General features: G+C 48.0%; 17 protein-coding genes, 2 tRNA genes and 1 pseudogene. 14 read left to right on the forward strand and 6 right to left on the reverse strand.

Annotation, left to right across the window (positions count from 1 at the left end; genetic code table 11):
- Nucleotides 1-43 precede the first annotated feature (43 nt).
- Nucleotides 44-1,411 carry an ArnT family glycosyltransferase gene (locus ACR9Y8_RS13950; RefSeq protein ID WP_481213853.1) on the forward strand — a complete coding sequence of 456 codons (1,368 nt, stop codon included), beginning with the start codon at nucleotides 44-46 and terminating at the stop codon, nucleotides 1,409-1,411.
- A 44-nt stretch (nucleotides 1,412-1,455) separates the two neighbouring features.
- On the opposite strand, the gene ACR9Y8_RS13955 is transcribed toward ACR9Y8_RS13950, so the two are convergent.
- On the reverse strand, nucleotides 1,456-2,190 hold the full coding sequence (locus ACR9Y8_RS13955) for a superoxide dismutase (protein ID WP_481213854.1): 735 nt from the start codon (nucleotides 2,188-2,190) through the stop codon (nucleotides 1,456-1,458).
- Between the two features lie 537 nt (nucleotides 2,191-2,727).
- Here ACR9Y8_RS13955 and ACR9Y8_RS13960 point away from each other — a divergent pair.
- The 8 genes and pseudogenes from ACR9Y8_RS13960 (at nucleotide 2,728) to ACR9Y8_RS13995 (ending at nucleotide 11,557) form a co-directional block, all read left to right on the forward strand.
- Complete coding sequence (locus ACR9Y8_RS13960) at nucleotides 2,728-3,453, forward strand: hypothetical protein (RefSeq protein WP_481213855.1); 726 nt, start codon at nucleotides 2,728-2,730, stop codon at nucleotides 3,451-3,453.
- Between the two features lie 316 nt (nucleotides 3,454-3,769).
- Nucleotides 3,770-4,111 (forward strand): annotated as a pseudogene (locus ACR9Y8_RS13965) (methyltransferase family protein); the annotation flags it as partial.
- A gap of 83 nt (nucleotides 4,112-4,194) precedes the next feature.
- Nucleotides 4,195-6,324, forward strand: a complete 2,130-nt coding sequence (locus ACR9Y8_RS13970) for a sensor histidine kinase (RefSeq protein WP_481213856.1) — start codon at nucleotides 4,195-4,197, stop codon at nucleotides 6,322-6,324.
- A 12-nt stretch (nucleotides 6,325-6,336) separates the two neighbouring features.
- The gene (locus ACR9Y8_RS13975) at nucleotides 6,337-7,434 is read left to right on the forward strand and encodes an ATP-binding response regulator (protein ID WP_481213857.1); all 1,098 of its coding nucleotides are present in this window, start codon (nucleotides 6,337-6,339) and stop codon (nucleotides 7,432-7,434) included.
- Nucleotides 7,418-7,834, forward strand: coding sequence for a response regulator (locus ACR9Y8_RS13980; RefSeq protein ID WP_481213858.1), 417 nt, complete (start codon nucleotides 7,418-7,420; stop codon nucleotides 7,832-7,834). The genes ACR9Y8_RS13975 and ACR9Y8_RS13980 overlap by 17 nt, the downstream gene beginning before the upstream one ends.
- Nucleotides 7,835-7,915: 81 nt before the next feature.
- Nucleotides 7,916-7,988: transfer RNA gene (locus ACR9Y8_RS13985), tRNA-Ala, on the forward strand.
- Between the two features lie 311 nt (nucleotides 7,989-8,299).
- Nucleotides 8,300-9,715 (forward strand): right-handed parallel beta-helix repeat-containing protein, encoded by a 1,416-nt coding sequence (locus ACR9Y8_RS13990; RefSeq protein WP_481213859.1) that lies wholly within the window; start codon nucleotides 8,300-8,302, stop codon nucleotides 9,713-9,715.
- Between the two features lie 525 nt (nucleotides 9,716-10,240).
- Entirely contained in the window at nucleotides 10,241-11,557 is a 1,317-nt protein-coding gene (locus ACR9Y8_RS13995; protein ID WP_481213860.1) for a right-handed parallel beta-helix repeat-containing protein, read from the forward strand.
- A 91-nt stretch (nucleotides 11,558-11,648) separates the two neighbouring features.
- Here ACR9Y8_RS13995 and ACR9Y8_RS14000 read toward each other — a convergent pair whose 3' ends face one another.
- From ACR9Y8_RS14000 to ACR9Y8_RS14010, 3 genes are all read right to left on the reverse strand, one after another.
- Nucleotides 11,649-12,362 carry an SIP domain-containing protein gene (locus tag ACR9Y8_RS14000; RefSeq protein WP_481213861.1) on the reverse strand — a complete coding sequence of 238 codons (714 nt, stop codon included), beginning with the start codon at nucleotides 12,360-12,362 and terminating at the stop codon, nucleotides 11,649-11,651.
- Between the two features lie 90 nt (nucleotides 12,363-12,452).
- Complete coding sequence (locus ACR9Y8_RS14005; RefSeq protein ID WP_481213862.1) at nucleotides 12,453-13,310, reverse strand: helix-turn-helix domain-containing protein; 858 nt, start codon at nucleotides 13,308-13,310, stop codon at nucleotides 12,453-12,455.
- Nucleotides 13,311-13,462: 152 nt separating this feature from the next.
- The gene (locus ACR9Y8_RS14010; RefSeq protein WP_481213863.1) at nucleotides 13,463-14,677 is read right to left on the reverse strand and encodes a T9SS type A sorting domain-containing protein; all 1,215 of its coding nucleotides are present in this window, start codon (nucleotides 14,675-14,677) and stop codon (nucleotides 13,463-13,465) included.
- A 135-nt stretch (nucleotides 14,678-14,812) separates the two neighbouring features.
- Between ACR9Y8_RS14010 and ACR9Y8_RS14015 the strand changes: the two genes are divergently transcribed.
- The 4 genes from ACR9Y8_RS14015 to ACR9Y8_RS14030 are packed head-to-tail and all read left to right on the forward strand — an operon-like array spanning nucleotide 14,813 to nucleotide 18,155.
- Nucleotides 14,813-14,941: a hypothetical protein gene (locus tag ACR9Y8_RS14015; RefSeq protein WP_481213864.1), complete on the forward strand. Its 129-nt coding sequence runs from the start codon at nucleotides 14,813-14,815 to the stop codon at nucleotides 14,939-14,941.
- A 28-nt stretch (nucleotides 14,942-14,969) separates the two neighbouring features.
- Nucleotides 14,970-16,460 (forward strand): sensor histidine kinase, encoded by a 1,491-nt coding sequence (locus tag ACR9Y8_RS14020; RefSeq protein ID WP_481213865.1) that lies wholly within the window; start codon nucleotides 14,970-14,972, stop codon nucleotides 16,458-16,460.
- 10 nt (nucleotides 16,461-16,470) lie between these two features.
- On the forward strand, nucleotides 16,471-17,451 hold the full coding sequence (locus ACR9Y8_RS14025; protein WP_481213866.1) for a DUF4407 domain-containing protein: 981 nt from the start codon (nucleotides 16,471-16,473) through the stop codon (nucleotides 17,449-17,451).
- Nucleotides 17,448-18,155 carry a LytR/AlgR family response regulator transcription factor gene (locus tag ACR9Y8_RS14030; RefSeq protein ID WP_481213867.1) on the forward strand — a complete coding sequence of 236 codons (708 nt, stop codon included), beginning with the start codon at nucleotides 17,448-17,450 and terminating at the stop codon, nucleotides 18,153-18,155. The genes ACR9Y8_RS14025 and ACR9Y8_RS14030 overlap by 4 nt, the downstream gene beginning before the upstream one ends.
- Nucleotides 18,156-18,164: 9 nt before the next feature.
- Here ACR9Y8_RS14030 and ACR9Y8_RS14035 read toward each other — a convergent pair whose 3' ends face one another.
- Complete coding sequence (locus ACR9Y8_RS14035) at nucleotides 18,165-18,632, reverse strand: YbhB/YbcL family Raf kinase inhibitor-like protein (protein WP_481213868.1); 468 nt, start codon at nucleotides 18,630-18,632, stop codon at nucleotides 18,165-18,167.
- A gap of 44 nt (nucleotides 18,633-18,676) precedes the next feature.
- The gene (locus ACR9Y8_RS14040) at nucleotides 18,677-18,925 is read right to left on the reverse strand and encodes a hypothetical protein (RefSeq protein ID WP_481213869.1); all 249 of its coding nucleotides are present in this window, start codon (nucleotides 18,923-18,925) and stop codon (nucleotides 18,677-18,679) included.
- A 244-nt stretch (nucleotides 18,926-19,169) separates the two neighbouring features.
- Between ACR9Y8_RS14040 and ACR9Y8_RS14045 the strand changes: the two genes are divergently transcribed.
- A tRNA-Leu gene (locus tag ACR9Y8_RS14045) sits at nucleotides 19,170-19,251 on the forward strand.
- The last annotated feature ends 487 nt before the right edge of the window (nucleotides 19,252-19,738 follow it).

Raw genomic sequence — 19,738 nt, forward strand, 5'->3', positions numbered from 1 at the left:
AAGCGGTTCAACTGTTTAACCAATAAACCACCGACAAGCGGGCATGAAGTACTTGTTAATCGTCATAGTAGCCGGATGTTTATTTGTGCCATTCCTCGGGGCCATGCCCCTCTTTGCTCCCGGCGAGACGAGCCTGGCAGCCGCTGCCCGTGAAATGCTTGCCAGCGGCCGGTATGCTTTGGCGCGATCTGGCTCGGGGCCTTTGTATGATACATTCCCCCTCTTTGTATGGCTGCAGGCAGGCAGTATGGCCCTCTTTGGCGTAAATGATTTTGCCGCCAGGCTGCCCAATGCCATTATAGGCATCATCACCCTGCTTACTATCTATTCCATCGGAAAAAGGCAGGTAGACAGCAACCTGGGGATCTGGTGGGTCCTGGTTTTTGCAGGCTCCTGGATACCCTGTTTATTGTTTAAATCCGGCCTGGCAGACCCGCTTTACAATTACTTTACTTTCCTGTCTGTTTACTTTGCCTATCGCATTGCCTACACGGCTAAGCCCTTTCGCATGTCTGCTATCAGCGGGCTTTGCCTTGGCCTGGCGGTACTGACCAATGGCCCTGCTGCGATAGTGATCAACCTGCTCACTTTGCTGGCATACTGGGTAGCCAGTAAGGGAAAGACGGGCATCCGGCTTGCCCATGTAGGCATTCTGCTGCTGGTGGCCTGTTTGCCCGCCGCTTTCTGGTTGGTATGTGCAGGATTCAGCGAAGGATGGATATCCACAGGCAATTTTTTCCGTTACCAGGCAGGAATGCTGCCGGCCATCTTTTTCCGCGGCCCCTTTTATTACTGGTCCTTTCTGCCCGGCTGCTTCCCCATGAGCATTTTCCTGTTCAGCTACCTGCAACGGCGCGGCCGGCGCTCTGTGTATGCAACGCCTCCGCCCCTGGATATGAAAGAGCTTAATGTCTGGATGTGGGCCATGTTTTGGGTAGTACTGCTGGCAGCCCCTTCTACATTATACTACCTGCCCCTCTCCTTCCTCGCTGCCCGGCAGGTATACCGGATGGCAGAAGGCAGGCGCTCACTACGGTCTTGGAATATTGTGTTATTACTGCTGACGGGTGTTATACTGGGCATAGGACTGATGCTGTTGCCAGTGGCGGGGGTATACAAACAGGTAATAAGCACTAATATCAGGGAGCCTTTTTTGCGGGCATATTTACAGGCCAATGTACCGTGGAGCTTGTGGGAAATGATCTATGGTCTTATTTATATACTGCTGGTAACAGTGAGCTGTATTGCATTGTTCCGTAGAAAATACCAGGCGGGCCTGGTATGGCTCTTCCTTGGCACCGCTGTTTTTATCGGGGTGGCCTTGCTGCATTTCGGGCCTAAAGTACAAGCACATACGGAGAAAAGAGTTGTCAGTCACCAGTCGTCAGTTGTGAGTAACTCAGGCGGATAAACGCAGACATTCACTGACAACTGACAACTGACAACTAACGACTTTTATTTCATTGCCATATCATACCGTTTCTGCACCTCGTTCCAGTTCACTACATTCCAGAAGGCAGCGATATATTCAGGCCTGCGGTTCTGATGTTTCAGGTAATAGGCATGTTCCCATACATCCAGTCCCAATACAGGGATCCCTCTATCCTTTACAACCTGGTGCATCAGCGGGTTATCCTGATTAGGGGTGGAGCTTACGGCCAGTTTCTTTTCGGGAGTAACGATCAGCCAGGCCCAACCTGAACCAAACACGCCTTTGGCGGCGTCGTTGAATTTCTGCTGGAAGGCTTCCCAGGAACCGAATGCCCCGCTAACAGCAGTCTTCAGCTTATCAGAAGGCGCCGTTTTTTCGGCTGACATCAAAGGCCAGAACAGGGAGTGGTTGTAGTGCCCACCACCGTTATTTCGTATAGCCTTGTCTTTCTCCGTTACCTTGTTCAGTATTTCTTCCAGCGTAAGGCTGGCAAAGGTGGTACCGTTCACTGCATCGTTCAGGTTCTTTACATAAGCGCCATGGTGCTTATCATGATGGATCTCCATCGTCAGTTTATCAATGTTGGGCTCCAGGGCATCAGTGGCATAAGGCAATGCGGGCAGCTCGAAAGGGGCTTTAGGTCCTTCCGCCTTTCCGGTAGCGCTACTTGCGGGCCTAGCGGCCAGCAGGCCAGACGGGTTGCTTAAAGCAGCCACCCCTGCCAGGCCGGCCAGTTTAATAAATTCTCTCTTATCCATATCAATAGTATTGAAATTGATGATATAATGACGCAAAGCTAAAAGGCAGTAGAGAGTAAAGCTACAAATATTACACCACTTATCCGACTAGTAAAGGCGATGGCCGCAGGGCAGCTCTCGCATGAACTTCTGTTTGGCAATGTCTAAAAACTGCGTCTTTCACGGTAAAACAACTGCGTATTTATACAGACATAGGGTATCAGCTTAAAAATCATTCTAGTTTATTGTGTAAATAATACTATTTTAACTGTAACTTCATGTAAGGAAAGTCAATACAAATAACTATTCTGACATACGATGAGACTATTTATCCCGTGCGGTGACTACGGCGTAGTCAGGTTGTTCCTGCCATTAGGACTATTGCGAATGCGGATAAGTAAATCGACTATGTTGTACCGGGTGGATGACGCAGTGCCAACTGTCACCTCTACATACACGGGAAAAGCACGACGCATGTGATTGACTGTTTTGCGAACGTACATTACAAGAATAACCATAATGTTTAGCAGAGTTTAAAAATTTAAAGCATTCCTATACATGCTTAAGGTAAAAATATTCAGAGCAGTGGATTATCCGGAAGAATGTATGCGCTATATCAATGGGCATAGAAAGGTCCTGGAGGCTTATGGTGTAACGAAAGTAACATCTGCTTCCACCAATTGGATGTATGAACCTTACACTTACCTGATCAGCGTGGTGGATGATACAGAAGAAAAGATCTATGGGGGCTGCAGGCTGCAATTAACCGGGGGGAAAACGCCGCTGCCTATCGAGACTGCTATTAACGCTATGGATCCAGGCATCTACCGTTTGGTTCAAACCTTACATGAGCAGGGCGGCACCGGTGAATTCTGCGGCTTGTGGAATTCACGGGAGGTAGCCGGCTGGGGCATTGGCAGCATGATCATCGGCAGAGCTGCCATGGCAGTGCTTAACCAACTACCCATCACTACCCTGCTGGGCTTTTGCGCCCAGGCTACGTTCAAGAACAGCCAGCGCATCGGCTTCAAAATCCTTACCTCTCTGGGCAATAACGGCACTTTTTACTACCCCGAAGAAGACCTGATCGCCACGGCCCTGATCATTGAAGACCCGCTGGAACTAAGCATGGCCCATCCGGAAGAGCGGGGCAAGATCATGGAGCTGCGGGACAAGCCCTACCTGACTATCGTACTGAAAGGTCCTAAAGGGACAATGGACCTGCAGTATTACCTGGAGCTGGCTGATGGCATCCCGTTTCAAAAACCTTATTACATCACCTGATAACCGGACAATTCAATGGTAAAAAAGACAGGCTTTACGCTGGTTACCATCTTCATCTCGATGATTCTTCCGCTGATGGGTAACCTGGAACGGCTTTTAGACTACAGGATCGGTATTATTGTTATTGCGATATTTTTACTTAACTTAACCCAGCCGGCATTCAGCATGAAAGAACAACGGGAGCACCAGCAAAGCGACCGTTCTTCCATCCTGCTGATCCTTGTAATGTCGATTTGCAGTGTAGTATTGCTGATGTTACAATGGGGCTACTGGGCCTCTTCTCTACCCGGAGCAGACCTGGCCTGTCTGGCTCGGGCTTATCATGATCATAGCAGGTCTTTACATCAGGATCAACGCCATCCGTTATCTTGGAAGATACTTTACAGCCAATGTGCAGTCGGTAGAGGCGCATCGCCTGATCACCGACGGCCCTTACGGACTGGTTCGTCATCCCAGCTACCTGGGCGCCCTGCTCATTCTTACAGGGTTTCCGGTGCTGTTGGGATCGCTGCCTTGTTTCCTGCTGGCGCTCTTACTGATGATGATCGCCTACTACAAACGGATCACGGTAGAAGAAGCGCTGCTGCGGCAGCTTTTCCCGGGAGACTATCAACAATATCAGCAGCACACTTACAGGATCATACCCTACGTCTGGTAATTAAAGCGATGAGGCACGTTTATACATTTATTTGTCTTTATCTGAAACGGCTTTCCCTATGGCAGGCGCTTTACGTTTGCTGTTTGACCTGTTTCCCCTTGTTAGCGGCAAAGGCGCAGGATACCATCCCGGTCAGCAATGAAGAACGGGAGACCATGATCGGTGAGCATGTATGGCTGTTAAGCCAGGAGCGTGATACCGCCAACAATGTAAACCAGCTGCTGAACAACCCGGGGTTCCAGCCCAGCAATAAAAGCATCATCAATTTCTCTCCCGGGCCTGCTGTCCACTGGCTAAAGTTCAGGCTAACCAATAAAACAGCGCTGCCCACACTTTATATGGAGCTGCCCTACATGAACATCAGTGACCTGACGCTTTTCATTTTTCATGGTGATCAGCTGGTACGAACGTTCAAAACAGGCAACCGCTATCCTTTCAGCCAGCGGACTTACGCACATCAGCATTTCGTTTTTGACCTTTTACTGTCCAAAGACAGCACGGCCACTTACCTGCTGAAGGTAAAAAGCGATCATCCTATCCTGCTGCCGCTGGGCGTGTGGACCAAACCAAGGCTGGATGCCAATATTAACCAGACCGACCTGATACTCGGGATCTATATGGGCATCTTGCTGGCAATTTTTGCCTATAACCTCTTTATCTATGTATCCACGCGCGATCGTGTGTACCGCACCTATCTGCTTTACCTGGCGGGGCTTGCCCTTGCGCAGATCACGCTGGCAGGCTACTTTTACCGCTTCCTGTGGCCCAACCATCCTGAGCTGAATTACTACGGGGTAACGATCAGCACCATGCTGGCGGGCGTGTTCGGCATCCTCTTCATACAGGACTTTCTGAAGGTAGGAGACTACCTGCCGCGCCTTAACAAGGTATTGAATGTGGTTGCCATCATTTATATCCTGGCAGCAGTACTTAGCCTTGCACGCCAGAACACATATGCCTATACGCTGCTGGACATGGGCAGCGGACTGGCAGCCGTGTTCCTGTTGTTAAGTTCAGTGCTTGTATTGCGCAAAGGCAGCCGCCCGGCCATGTTCTACCTGATCGCCTGGAGCGTTTTCCTGATAGGTCTTATCATTCTTGTATTGCGCAATGTGGGCGTACTGCCTTATAACCATTTCACCACTTATGGCTCTTATGTAGGCTCTGCCCTGGAGACCATCCTGCTGTCCTTTGCACTGGCAGACCGGATCAACGCGCTCAAGAAGGAAAATGAGGCTGCCCAGGCACTTGCCCTGGATGTATCACGGGAAAATGAAAGGCTGGTGCGCGAGCAGAACGTGATACTGGAAACCAAGGTCAGCGAACGGACCGAGGAATTGCTGAAGACCAATACCGAGCTGAACGTGGCGCTCAAAAGCCTGAAGGAAGCCCAGACACAGCTGGTGGAGAAAGAGAAGATGGCTTCGCTGGGTCAGCTGACAGCCGGCATTGCGCATGAGATCAACAACCCCATCAATTTCGTTACCTCCAATATCAAGCCGCTCAAACTGGATATCGACGATATCAAGGCATTGCTGGAAAAGTATAACCAGCTGGAAAAGCAGCCTGAACTGAAGCATGTATTTGAGGATGTAGTGGCCTATAAGAAACAGATCGATATTACGTTTATACATGATGAGATAGCAGACCTGATAAAAGGTATAGAAGACGGCGCAGTACGTACGGCCGAGATCGTGAGAGGGCTGCGCACCTTCAGCCGGCTGGATGAAAGCGATGTAAAATCTGTTGACCTGCATGAAGGCCTTGACTCTACGCTGGTATTGCTGCGCAACAGCGTGCCCCCCAATGTAAAGATCATCAAACAATACGGCGACCTTCCAAAGGTAGAGTGCTATGCCGGTAAGCTGAACCAGGTGTTCATGAACATCATCACGAACTCTTTTAACGCCATTAAAGGCAAGCATAGTAACAAGGAGGAAAGCGTTACCATTACCACCAACCGGGAGCAAAACGGGCAGGTTTCCATCAGCATCAGGGATACCGGAACCGGTATGACGCAGGAGGTAAAAGAGAAAATGTTCGATCCTTTTTTCACGACAAAGGACGTGGGAGAAGGCACGGGTTTGGGATTGTCTATTGTTTTTAGTATTATTGAAAAGCACAACGGGCGGATCGTAGTGAATACGGCCCCCGGTGAAGGTGCTGAATTTATTATATATTTACCATTGAAAATTACCAGTCTGCCGACCTAACAATATCCCTGAATGAAAGAGAACCGAATCAGGATATTGTACATCGATGACGAAGTTCATAACCTCAATGCCTTTAGAGCCAGTTTCAGGAGAAGTTATGAGATATACACTGCCAATTCCGCACAGGAAGGCAAATTGCTCTTAAAGAGCGTCGATGTACATATCATCATTGCAGATCAGAAAATGCCTGTTACTACCGGTGTTGAATTCTTCTATGAGATCAGGGAGGTACTCCCGGACCCCATCCGAATCCTGTTGACCGGCTATACAGACGTGGAAGATATTATCGAGGCTATCAACAAAGGCCATATTTTTTCTTACGTCAAGAAGCCCTGGGACGAATACGAATTGCATAATACCATTAACAATGCGTATGAAATGTACCAGGCGCGGAAGAACCTGAAAGAAAAGATAACCGAGCTGGAGAAGATCAATGATGAGCTTAACAGGTTCATCTATTCCACCTCTCATGATCTGCGCTCACCGCTCATGTCTGTGCTTGGCATCATTAACCTGGCCCGTTTGGATAACTCTGTAAAGGACCCTAACGGTTACGTAGATATGATCGAGTCGTGCATACTGAAGCTGGACGGTTTTATCCAGAAGATCATCGAATACTACCGGAATTCGCGGCTGGATGTAGAGCATGAAAAAATTTACTTTGACAGTCTTTTGCAGGAATGCATCGCCAACTTCAAACCCCAGAACACTGCCATTGAGTTTCACCTGAATATAGACCAGCCGGTGGATTTTAAAGGCGATACTTTCCGTATCAGCGTAATTTTAAACAACCTCATATCCAACGCTGTTAAGTATCAAAAGCCGGATGAAGCCAACCCGAAGGTAAACCTGACGGTAAAGGTGGAACCGCATAAGGCCACTATCTGGATCGAGGATAACGGTATTGGCATTTTAACCGAACACCTGAATAACATCTTTAAAATGTTCTTCCGGTCAAAAAATAACAATAAGCCGGGCAGTGGTATTGGCTTATATATTGTAAAAGAGGCGCTGAGCAAAATTGGCGGTACAATAAACGTAGAGTCTAAATACGGTGAAGGCACCCAGTTTGAAATAACTATTCCTAACAGAAATGATTTCGATTCCTGATCTACGGATCATATTGATTGACGATAATGAGATTGACCTGCTGTTGCATGAAAGGCTTATCACGCTCCAGCAGATCAGCAGGACCGTCCTCTCATTTACAAGCGCCAACAAGGCATTGGAGTTCCTGTCTTCCAATATCAGCCTGCACCGCATTCCTCCTACCATCATCCTGCTGGACATCCAGATGCCGGAAATGGATGGGTTTGAGTTTCTGACGGCATTCGACACTTATCCTGCAAAGATCAAATCACAATGTTATATCGTGATGGTTTCCTCTTCACTGGATTATGGAGATATTAACCGCACAAACGCCAACCCGCTGGTGATCAAATTGCTTAAGAAGCCTTTACTGGCAAAGGATCTCAAGGAAACCGTAGGGGAAATATTCAAAGATTTTTAAAGAAGTGTTTGCTTTTTTGGAAAAAAGTCTAAATTTGCACTCCGCTTCCAGAGATACAGTCTCTGACAAGTGGCCAGGCATGGGGGATTAGCTCATCTGGTAGAGCGCAAGCATGGCATGTTTGAGGTGATCGGTTCGAGTCCGATATCCTCCACCCAACGAACCAAAAAGCCGTTTCCTTCCCGGAGACGGCTTTTTTATTTCCCTTTACCGACACGCCCGAGACATTTGGAAAGATTTGTCATCCCTCATATAAGTAATGGCGGCCCCTTTCCGTTATTATAATGTAACTGAAGTGAAAGAACGTCCCTACCCTTGCACAAGGCCGGCTCTAACTCATTCATTCTGTGGGTAAATAAAAAAATAACAGAAAAAATCTTAATATTTAATGAAAGCTCCGTATTTTTATTATACCCGTGTGAGCGTATCTTTATTTTGTTCTATTCCTATGAAAAGCCTTATACTATGAAATCATCCATACCTTTTAAGCAATCATGTATGTTTCTCATTGCAGCATTAACCTTTCTTTTTGTTGGTTGTCATAAAGGTGAAGTTCCCCAGCCGTCGGATCATAACAATCCCCCGGGCACGGAAACCAACCCACCGCCTGTAGTGGGCAAAACCTATACACTGACGCCCGATGCCAACGGCAGGCTGTCAGTAGATAACAGCAACAAAGTGTATAAGCCAGGGGACGTGCTGAACCTGAAAGGGACTTTCTCCAGCATCTACTTCACTAATATGAGCGGCAGTGCCCAGGCGCCGATCGTTATCAGGAATCCCCCAGGCACAGTGATCTATATAGGCAATCCGTACTGGAACGGCGGTTCATGGGCAGAAGCGCTCAGCTTTACCAACTGCCACTACCTTCAAATAGGGGGCGAGAGCAAGCGTTCAGAATTCGTGATCCAGGGCTCTACCATGTCTTCCAGGGCAGCCTACTTTGATCTTATATTAAGAGGGCACACCGATCATGTAGAGATCAGGAACCTGACCATCAAAGGGGGCGGCACCGGCATCTGGGCGAAAACAGACCCGGTGAAGAGCGACCCAAGCACCTGGTACCCCAACTCAGCGATGGAAGAACTGACTATACATAATGTAGAGATCAGCGGAACAAACAACGAAGCCATGTACATTGGTCACACGGCTACCTATTGGGACCTTACGGCCAATCTCTCCTTTTATGATTCTCCCGAAAAGTTTACACCCGGCCATGAATATGTACAGCCCATCAAGTGGCATAATGTGAAGATCTACGACAACTATGTACATGACATTGGCGCCGACGGTATCCAGACTTCCGCGATAGATGCACTGGAGGTATATAATAATGAAGTAACTAATTGGGCGCTGCAGCATAACGCTGCTCATAACGGTGGTATCCTGATCGGTGGACGAACCACCAACACTAACACGCACGACAACTACGTACATGATGGTTGGGGAGAATTGCTACAGTTTTATGGATCCGGAGAGAACGGATCTGTCCATATTATCCACAATAATCTTTTCCGTGACAACCAGGAAGGCAATGATGGTGTAAGCATCAGAGGCGCCAACAAGGCAATTGTGCAGATCACCAACAATACCGTGGCCAGAACCGGTGGAAACAGCATCCGCTTAAGCGGCTTCACAGGTATGACCTCACAGCAGATAGCCAAAGGCAATGCGCTGATACAGCCCAGGATGGGCGGCGCGCCACTTTATCCTAACGCTTACATTTATACCGAGGGAGGAGCTACTGTATCTGAAGGCAGCGGCGCTGAAGCCAACACAAAATTCAGTACCGTCGAAGCAGCTGATGTAGATGCAAGTAACTTCTATCAGCCACGGCTAAACTCACCAGTTTCTGCTTCCGGATACAGAAAAAAGGGGTAAAACGGTCACCCCTGTATTTTCACTTAAACAATCAAAAGAAAAAATTCTAAAAATTTTTAAGAGTTAGAGTTTTTTATATATTATAACAATAGTCTATTCATTAAGTATTTTTTTTAATCGGGTTAGATATAAAGTATTACTTATTGCCTGAAGGCCGGCCACTGGCATAACTTTCAGCTTACGGGCATCCATCAACGAAGCGCGTATAATTTTTTAAAATAAGTTCCGTTTTTTTGCAAACGCATTTTGAGTACTAAACGCAACAACACAACACCACAACATCCATAAACTGTGTAACCGCAACCACAACATCCATTAGTACCATGGCAACATAGTCAGAAGCGCGATCTGTCATATAATTGTCATGCTGACACCCTGTTGTTTTTACTTTTTTTAACAATTAAACCATACCGAAAAACCATGAGAGTTCTAAGCCAACTTTATGCTGGAAAACTATTTGCTGCTGTTGTTACTGCCGCTTCTATCCTCGCCGTCAGCTGTAGCAAAAACGATTTAGCCGACACTGTGAAACCCGGAGCTGATTCAACTGCAGCCACCTCCGACGTTGAAACAGAAGCTACATCCGGAAGATCCTATACGCTGTATCCCGATGCAAATGGATACCTGAGCGTTAACAACAGTAATGGTTATTACAAACCCGGGGACCAGATTTATCTGAAAGGCACTTTTAAAGCTGTTTATTTTTACAACATGAGTGGCTCATCCACCATGCCTATTTACATCAAGCATCCCGTGGGCGCTGTTACCACTATCGGTAACCCTAACTGGGCAAGTGGTTCCTATGCAGAAGCAGCCCGCTTCTCCAACTGCCATTACATCAAGTTTGGCAGCCCTACCAGCAAAAATTATTTTAAGATTACGGGTTCTACTCAGTCCACTCGTTCGGCATATTTTAACCTGATCTTAACAGAAAAGACCGACAACTTCGAGATCAGGAACCTGACCATCACCAATGGCGGTACAGGTATCTGGGCTAAAACAGACCCGAAAGCCAATGATCAGAGCACCTGGTATCCGAATTCTCAGATGAAGAATCTGAAGATCTACGGCTGCGAAATCGGCGGCACCTGGAACGAGGCTATGTACATCGGACATACCGCCACTTACTGGGACCTGACCTCCAATACGTCTTACTACGGTACATCTTCCGGTTTCACTGCCGGCCACCAGTACGTACAGCCCATCAAATGGTACAATGTTAAGATCTACAACAACTATGTACATGATGGCGGCGCAGATGGCATCCAGACTGCAGCTATGGACATGGTGGAGATCTATAAGAACGAGGTTAAGAACTGGGCACTGCAGCACAACTCTTCTCACAACGGTGGTATCCTGGTTGGAGGCCGCGTTTCAAGATCTAATGTGCATGACAACTATGTACATGATGGTTGGGGAGAATTGCTACAGTTTTACGGTGAAGGCGCCGGACACATTCTGCGCAACAACCTGTTCCGTGATAACCAGGGCGGCCACGATGGTATCAGCTTAAGGGGTACTAACCAGGCTACTATCACCATCAGCAACAACACTGTTGCAAGAACTGGTGGTAACAGCCTTCGTATCAATGGCTACAATGGCCAGATGACTGCTCCGCAGATTATCAATGCCAACGTATTTATCCAGCCCAGAATGGGTGGCGGCCCCCTGTATGCCAACGCCTACATCTACACTGAAGGTGGCGGCACCTACAAAGAAGGTACCGGTACACTGGCTGACAAGAAATATGCAACCGTTACATCGGCACTGGTGAATACAAGCTACTTCTATCAGCCGCTGTCTGGCTCTACTATCGGTACTGCCGGTTACAAGGTTCAATAATTAAAGGCCCAGCGCCATCAACCAATAGACCGCGGCCTGTTGCGAAACGATCATCAGCAATGATCATCTTACGTAACAGGCCGCGGCCTTTTTATTTCCAGAAGCCCTGGGTCTTTATCTGCATCCCGCTGAAGCCCTGGGCTTTCAGCAGGTTTCTCAGCTGTACAACTACGGGTGTTTGCCCCGCCAGGTAGAAGACCGTATTGCTGTAAAAATGCCGGTCGGCCACCCATTGTAATAATGCATTGCTATCGTGGCCTGGTGTTTTGGCTACCGGCTGTACGGTACCAAAGTCGCAGAAATATTCGGGGAATACCTGCAGGTGCTCAGGCGCTGAAAAAGCAATGGCGCCGGTAAGCGAGAGCGAGCGGTTGGCCAGCTGATGAAGGGCCATGAAATGGCCTACTGCGCTTTCATCCCCCAGGAACACCAGGTGCGCATTGTCTGCTGGTTTTTGCATAGACGAACCAATGCCCACATAAGAAAACAGATCTCCCCGCTGTAAGCCGCGGGCCCACCGCGCCCCTGCCCCATCATGACCGGTATGGATGATCAGCGTACAGGTAGCCGTTTCTGCATCCCATCCACAGGGCGTATAATCACGATATTCGAACTCCGCTACTTTACATTTAATATGCTGCGCCTGTGTCCATTTATGCATGCTGGCTCCGGGCAGGTGCAGATCCACCTCTACGACAGAGTCAGGCTCCCATGCACGTATTGCCAGTACAGTACCTGTTTTGGACATCCGCTGTTCAATCAGGGATATCGCTTTCTGTTTTATCAGCTGAAGAGTAGCTCCCATAAACGATGTTTATCTCTTGTATTGGAATTAATATGCAAAACAACAACATCGCCATCCGCGGGAAAGGGACAAAACATGGCAAAAAGAGGACTATTCGCGGTTCTGCCTGCGGTAGTCTCCGGGACTGAGCCCTACTACTTTTTTGAATAAACGGGAGAAATAGGTAGGGTCTTCATAGCCCAGCTGGTAGGCGATCTCCTTGATGCTTATCTTACTGTAATAAAGCAGGCGCCTGGCTTCCTGCATCGTTTCCTGCTGGATCCAGTAGCTGACCGGGAAGCCCGTATTAGCTTTCACCGTTTCATTCAGGTACGATAGCGAGAGGTTCATCTTACTGGCATAGTCTGCCGGGCTTTTCAGGGTTTTATACTGTGCAGACAACAGCTGGCGGAATGAGACCGTGATAGCGCTGCTACGGAGGAGCTGTTTACAGGCTCCCGCCTGCTCGGCATATAAGCCGGCCACCATACCGGCGAAGGCGCTTACCAGGGAATGCAGAATAGGTTTAAAGTAAGGCACACTGGTATCATTCCGTGCGCTCTCCAGTACTTTCAGGAGGCCGACGAGTGATGCCAGCTGCTCCTGCGTGATGGAAAGCGCCCCCAGGGTGGCTGATTCATGCAGCACCGGCTGGAACAGCTCTCCTATCCACATAGTATCCGCCGCCATGAACCAACCGCTTGCGTCGATAGAACCGATATACTCATGCACCTGGCCAGGCTGCACATACAACAGGCCGGGCGCTTTAAGACATTGCACCTGGAAGTCGACCATTATACGGCTCTCGCCTGTTTCCAGCAGGATAAAAATATAGTGATTGTCCCGGTGAACGCCCAGGCTTTCACCAGGCTTATCCGCGGCCATGCTCACCGAGCGGACCTCGAGCCCCAGGGGGGACATCTCTTCTAATGTATGTACAGGTATGGTTTGCTTATGGCGTAAAGGCATGACTGCAAAACAACAGCTTTTTGTTTATACAGTAGTGGACGAAAAGGGGGATGTCTATATTGTACAGCAAAAGAGAAAATAAAAAAAACCGGCGGGCTCCGCGTCGCAGAACCCGCCGGGACGGTTGCTTATCAGGAACAGTAAGGAACTGTTTATAGAATAAAGATTTTACGGGCAGTCTGTGTTACGTTACTGCTGTTCAGCACCTGTACCACATACAAGCCGCCGGAAATACCGGAACCATAGTTAATGGGAATGGTCTGGCGTTTGGACCCCAGCTTCACCGGCCTGCTTACAATCACCTTACCATCCATATCCACCAGCTGTACTATGTAGTCGCCTTTATCAAGCGAGTTAAAGGCTACATTGAAAGTATTGCCGGTAACCGGAACGGGATTGGGCCATACGGAAATATTGCTGCCATCTACATCCAGCTTTTCAGGAGCAGTAGCGATGTAGTTGTCCTTCTTGTTATCCTGGAAGAGCAGGTTGCCGCTGGCCAGATCTGAAGCGTTGTACACATCTGTGTTCTTCCCGGTAATGGCGCTGGCTGCCAGTGAAGATATATCCAGCAGGTAGTATCCCTTGCCGTAGGTAGAGCAGCTTAAGATCACCTTACCATTGTCATCTACAGCGGCGCCGTTGGTATAGAAGCCCGGCGGCAGGCCCTGTATAGTGCCCATGAAAGTGGCCTCGCGGCTGTTCACGTCTATCTTGAAGACTTTGTTGTAAATGTTGATCAGGTACAGATAACCATATTTATCTGCTACCAGGTCGCCACCCCAGCCGGTGCAGAAAGCGTGGACAGAATTCTGGCCATTGTCCGGCGCATCTTTCAGGCTGCCCAGATCCCTGAACTTCACCTGCTGACCGGTGGTAGCAAATGAGAAGAAGTGCTCTGCATCGTTGGTCAGCGCGTAGCCGTTGCCATCGGCGCCGATCACCATACGGCTGATGTTATTCTCTTCGGGATGGCTGATAAACGGATCATTGACCCGGAGATCGGCCACTTTTATAGGCGCGGCATTATTGCTGTTGAGATTCACGGCATACAGCTCGTTGGTATGCATGGTGGCAAAGAACAGGCGATGCGTGGTAATATCAAATGCAGCTGCAGCTACTTTGCCTGCATTGTTCTTTGCATTCTCTGCGGTGGTGGGAGACGGCGCCTTGCCCAGCTGGTGGATCGCTGATCCGTTGTTGATATCAATGAGGCGCAATACATTCCAGTTCAGACCACCAATAGTGTCTGCTGTAATGGCGTAGGCACTGCTGCCATGCTGCTGTGCGGCAGCACTGTAACAAGTCGCCATGAGGCAAACGGAGCTTAAGAAATAAGGGAATTTGCGTAAAGTTACGGTTTTCATATAAGGTTAATTTGGGTCTATAAAAGTTACGACAAATTTCAATTATTTCGCGGGTCTGTAACAAGCAAATAACATTATTTTTGCCTCGTCCCTAAACTCCTTTGCTAAATCACTAAACCCCAAAATGTTATGAAAATGTGGCATAGACGTAAACTGGCAGAAGCTATACGGATGGATCAGGCCGGTGGCCTGGCCGTGACCCGGCCGGGGTTCCATCCCATTTTCAGGACTGTTCGTCCCATTTTGAATATCGGCTTGCAATAGATCACTATCATTGTTGAAAGTTTCAACAATGATCCCTTTCAAAAAGCTAGAATTCGGCGCCGCTACCGCTATATTCCTGTTACTACTATTTCCGTTGTTGTATCAAAGCGTTACCTATAACGTGTTCGAGATGCAACGAGATTTTGGTTATAAATTCCATCAGTACCACCAGGTATTTGATTACTATATCCATTATCTGCTGCCATTACTGGCGCAGATCACTATTGTATATGCCGCCTTTCTTTTCCTGAATATGCTTGTGATCCCCAGGTTCCTGGAACAACAGCGCTGGCTGCCCGGTCTTTCACTGATCGTGGTAACGCTGGTGCTGGTGTTCCTGGTGATCATGGTGGCCTATTCTTACCGCTACGGGTACCTGCTGGGCGTGTATTCCTCTGTAAAGGGAGCGCATATGTACTTTGCCAAATCGGCATTCATTACGACGGCCTACTATTCCCTTATTTATGTGCTGTATTATGCGGTCAGGGGCATATACTTTCAATATTTCCATGGCAAGAAAAAGGTCCTGAATGAGCCCGTTCTGCTGGGCGTGATCTGGGCCATGCTGCTGGTATTATCATATGGCATGCGCTCCAGGGAATTTTTCGTAATCCTTTTATGCGGGGGGCCTTATTATGCGGCTGTCTTTTATGTTTGGTATTACCGGGTATTTCCGCATTATGATAAAGTACGTCACCGGAAGATTATTCTGTGGAGGAATATTATCCTTACCTCAGTGGCCGCCGGGCTGATCACCTTCTTTATCGGCCTTATTATGTGGCATCACAACCCCGAACCTATTATATTGATGGTGTTCTGCATGCTGCTGGTGCAGTTTGTTGCATTGCTGCCGCTTACCTGGTGGCTCTATACCACCAGCCAGACCCGGAAGAGCACCATGCTGAACCTGCAGATGGCACTGGGACGGTCGGCTGCTGACCTGGATTTTCTCCGGGCGCAGATCAATCCGCATTTCCTGTTCAATGCATTGAACACGCTCTACGGTACTGCCTTACAGGAGAATGCTGTGAATACCAGTGAAGGCATACAGAAACTGGGAGATATGATGCGTTTTATGCTGGATGAAAATCACCTGGAAAAAATTCCGATGCATAAGGAAGTAGCCTACCTGCAAAATTATATCTCGCTGCAACGCCTGCGTACACAAGGCGCTGCGGATATCCAGATCAATGTGAACATCGAAGAGAATTTCTGCGAACACGATATTGCACCTATGCTGCTGATCCCCTTTGTAGAAAATGCTTTTAAATATGGCATCAGTTTACGCAACCGTTCAAGGATCGCCATCTCCCTCTCCTGCGATGCAGAGAAGATCTATTTTGATGTGCATAACACCACTCATACAAGGCCGGAGCAGGATCGGGAAAAAGAAGGCCGTGGCATTGGCCTGAACAATGTGAAGAACCGCCTGGCATTGCTATACCCGGAACGGCATGAACTGAGCATCCGCCAGACGGCCACTGAATATTTTGTACACCTGACGATCCACGTAAAATAAAAATATCAGAATGGAACAGACACAAACGAATACCGCAACAACAACAGACGGGCTTAGTAAATTCCTGTGGTGGATGGCCGCTGCAGATGCAGAAGTATTGAAAGAATGCCGTATAGACCGCGAGCGGTACAGGATCATTGGTATATCCGTACTCGTTACCTGGCTGTTTGCTACCCTTGCCTGGGGATACTTTTTTTCTACCGTAGTAAATGATGAAATAGTTGTAGCAGGGCTGGCGCTTTTCTTTGGTTTCGCCATCCTCTCTATTGACCGTAGCCTGATAGCAGCCATGTCGGGCGCAGGCCGCCGGCAATTTCTACCGGTGGCCTTTCGTTTGCTCCTGGCTTTCACCATTGGCCTGTTCATTTCTCAGCCTATTGTGCTAATGCTTTTTCAGAAAGATATCCAGGCGCAGATGGTCTTGAACCGCCAGGGCAAGCTGGAGAAATTCCGGGAGGAGCTGGCCGTGCTGAATGCCCCGCGTAAAGCAGCGCTTGAAAAAGACCAGCAGCAATGGGAGCAACAGCTGCAGCAGAAAGAAGCACAGGTAAAAACCTACAAAGACGATTATATTAAAGAGACCGATGGCACCGGTGGCACGGGTAAGATCGGTGAATCCAGTATTGCACGCGTAAAGAAAACTGAGTACTTAAAAGCAGAGCAGGAGCTAAGCTCCATGCGCAGCGCACTTGAACCCCAGCTGCGGGAACGTCAACTGCAGCAGGAAGAGATCTGGAAAGAGAACCGCGTGAAAGAACAGGCTTATGTAGCTTCGCTGACAGACGGCTTCCTGGCGCAAACAGAGGCGCTGGGAGAACTGACGGATCAACATCCCGCTTTACGCCTGCGTTATCGCCTGATCGTATTGATCATTACCCTGATAGAAATTATGCCTTTGCTCAGCAAGCTGCTGATGCCTAAAGGAGAGTACGACAAGCTGATGGATCATAATAATGTTTATCTTGGATACCGGAAAAACAATGTGGTATGAAGCTGACCGCTATTGCCATAGATGACGAGCCGGTAGCGCTGTCTGTCATCAGATCGCATGCAGGAAAGGTGCCTTTCCTGGAGATGAAAGGATATTACACCAATGCCTTTGAAGCCGTGGAGCATTTAAGCAGGGAAAGAACAGACCTGCTGTTCCTGGATATCAAGATGCCTGATATTACGGGCATCGATTTCCTGACCAGTTTGTCTAACCCGCCGATGGTGGTGTTTACCACCGCCTATTCAGAACATGCGGTGCAAAGCTTTGAACTGGACGCGATCGATTACCTGCTGAAACCCTTTTCCCTTACACGTTTCCTGAAGGCCTGCAATAAAGCGCATTACCTGCTGCAGATGAAACAACAGCATATTGTCAGCGGTTATGTGCCTGAATACCTTTTCATCAAAAGCGGGTATGAGCAATACAAAATATTGCTGGATGACATCCTGTACCTGGAAAGCGCGGGCAACTATGTCAACTTTGTATTAAAAGACCGCAAGCTGCTTTCGCGGATCTCCATGCAGGAAGCGCTGGCATTATTGCCGGCTGCGCTGTTCACCAGGGTACACCGCTTCTTTATTGTAGCCAATAATAAAGTAGAACGTATTGACCGCAACTACCTGTATATACAACAGATGAGCATCAGCATCGGCGCTGCCTATGCTGATGCCGCGAGTAAAATATGGAACGGTAAGGACAGCTGACTGTAGCGATCAGTGCCCATTCTTCACCGGCTGTTCTGCGGCAGTGCATAATCCCTGTAATGCAGCCATTTCCAATACATGGCCTTGCATAGCCGCCTCTACGGCTTCGCGCTCAGATTCCGGCGGAAGATCAAGCATGATATCCAGCGCGTATAACCTGAACCAGTAATGATGCGTACCTGTGAAGTATTTGGGACAAGGGCCTTCATAGCCGAAGCTGTGGTTATTGGCCAGGCCTTCTACCCCACCCGGCGGGATGGTGTTCTCCGGCACTTCAGCAGTGCCCGGAGGGATGTTGAATACCATCCAGTGTGTCCAGGGTTTGGGCGTTGCGTCTACATCTTCAAAGATGAGCACAAGGCTGCGGGCAGCGGGTGGCACGTTATGGATCTGCAAGGGCGGACTGATGTTTGGTCCCAGGCAGGTATATTGCTGCGGTATGGTTTGCTGATGGTTAAAAACGCTGGTGATATTCATAATGCATGGTTTTACAGGAAAGGCTGTACAAAAAACATGCGGAGTTAGAGAAGAGCGGCCAGCTCATCGGGACTTGAAGATGATTCCATGGCACATTCATCTATTCCATCGCCGGAATTTATGAAATCAAGAAGATATTCATCCTGGAATACCTGCAGTGGGGAGGCTTTGAGTGGGTTGGGCAATGTGTCGTTGAAGTTACTGGCTATTTTGCCCTGGTTGTTGTATAAGTTAGCGGATATGTGATGCTCGAGCAGTGATACGGACCAGTATTGGGAGGCAGCTTGCTGCATGTAAAAGTAGCGTTCTTGTTTTGATCTAATACTTTTGCACCCCATTTTTCAGCAGCTATCTTTTCAGACAACATCTTCCCCACCCTCACATACTGTTATTATCTAAATAAATGGGGCATTTTAAAGATCTATGCTCAAACCTAACTAATTGATAAACAACACATGCTCACTTTTCTGTATAAACGTTGATCTTGCATTTTTTTAATTCCCAAAAAATAATACCTTTGCAGTCCTTCTAAAGTTTGCGGGTGTGGTGAAATTGGTAGACACGCCAGACTTAGGATCTGGTGCTTCACGGCATGGGGGTTCGAGTCCCTCCACCCGCACAGATGGAAATCAATAGTTAGAAAGGTCTCTCTAAGAGGCCTTTTTCTTTTTGGGCAAATCTGCAAATAACTTTATATGACAGCCTGTAGCTAAGGGTATGCCAATAGCTCCGAAGACACGTATATTCATAACCATATTTATTTCGTATCTTGCATAGGAAAGCACTTTATATGTGTGCCCCAAACCGCAGACGAGCTTGAAACTTTATGTTTATTCATGATACTTTGAAGGGTTATTATTAGCAAATCAATGTTGAGCAAAAGCTGTTGTCCCCCTTGTACTTTCTGAACAAAGGGTCTAATAGAAAACAAGGTCTATACTAAGCGGGTTGGCTTTACGGCACCATTCGAAACGGTCATACAATCTCTATGTTCCATGTATTTCATGACGGTAAAGGGATGCTGCAGGTATTTCCTGTCGTTTCTCACCAATCTGAGTGCAAACAGCTCCAAAAACCAATTGTAAGCTAAAAAGATCATCATCGAA

The organism is Chitinophaga sp. SVR4-12A (assembly GCF_056754765.1).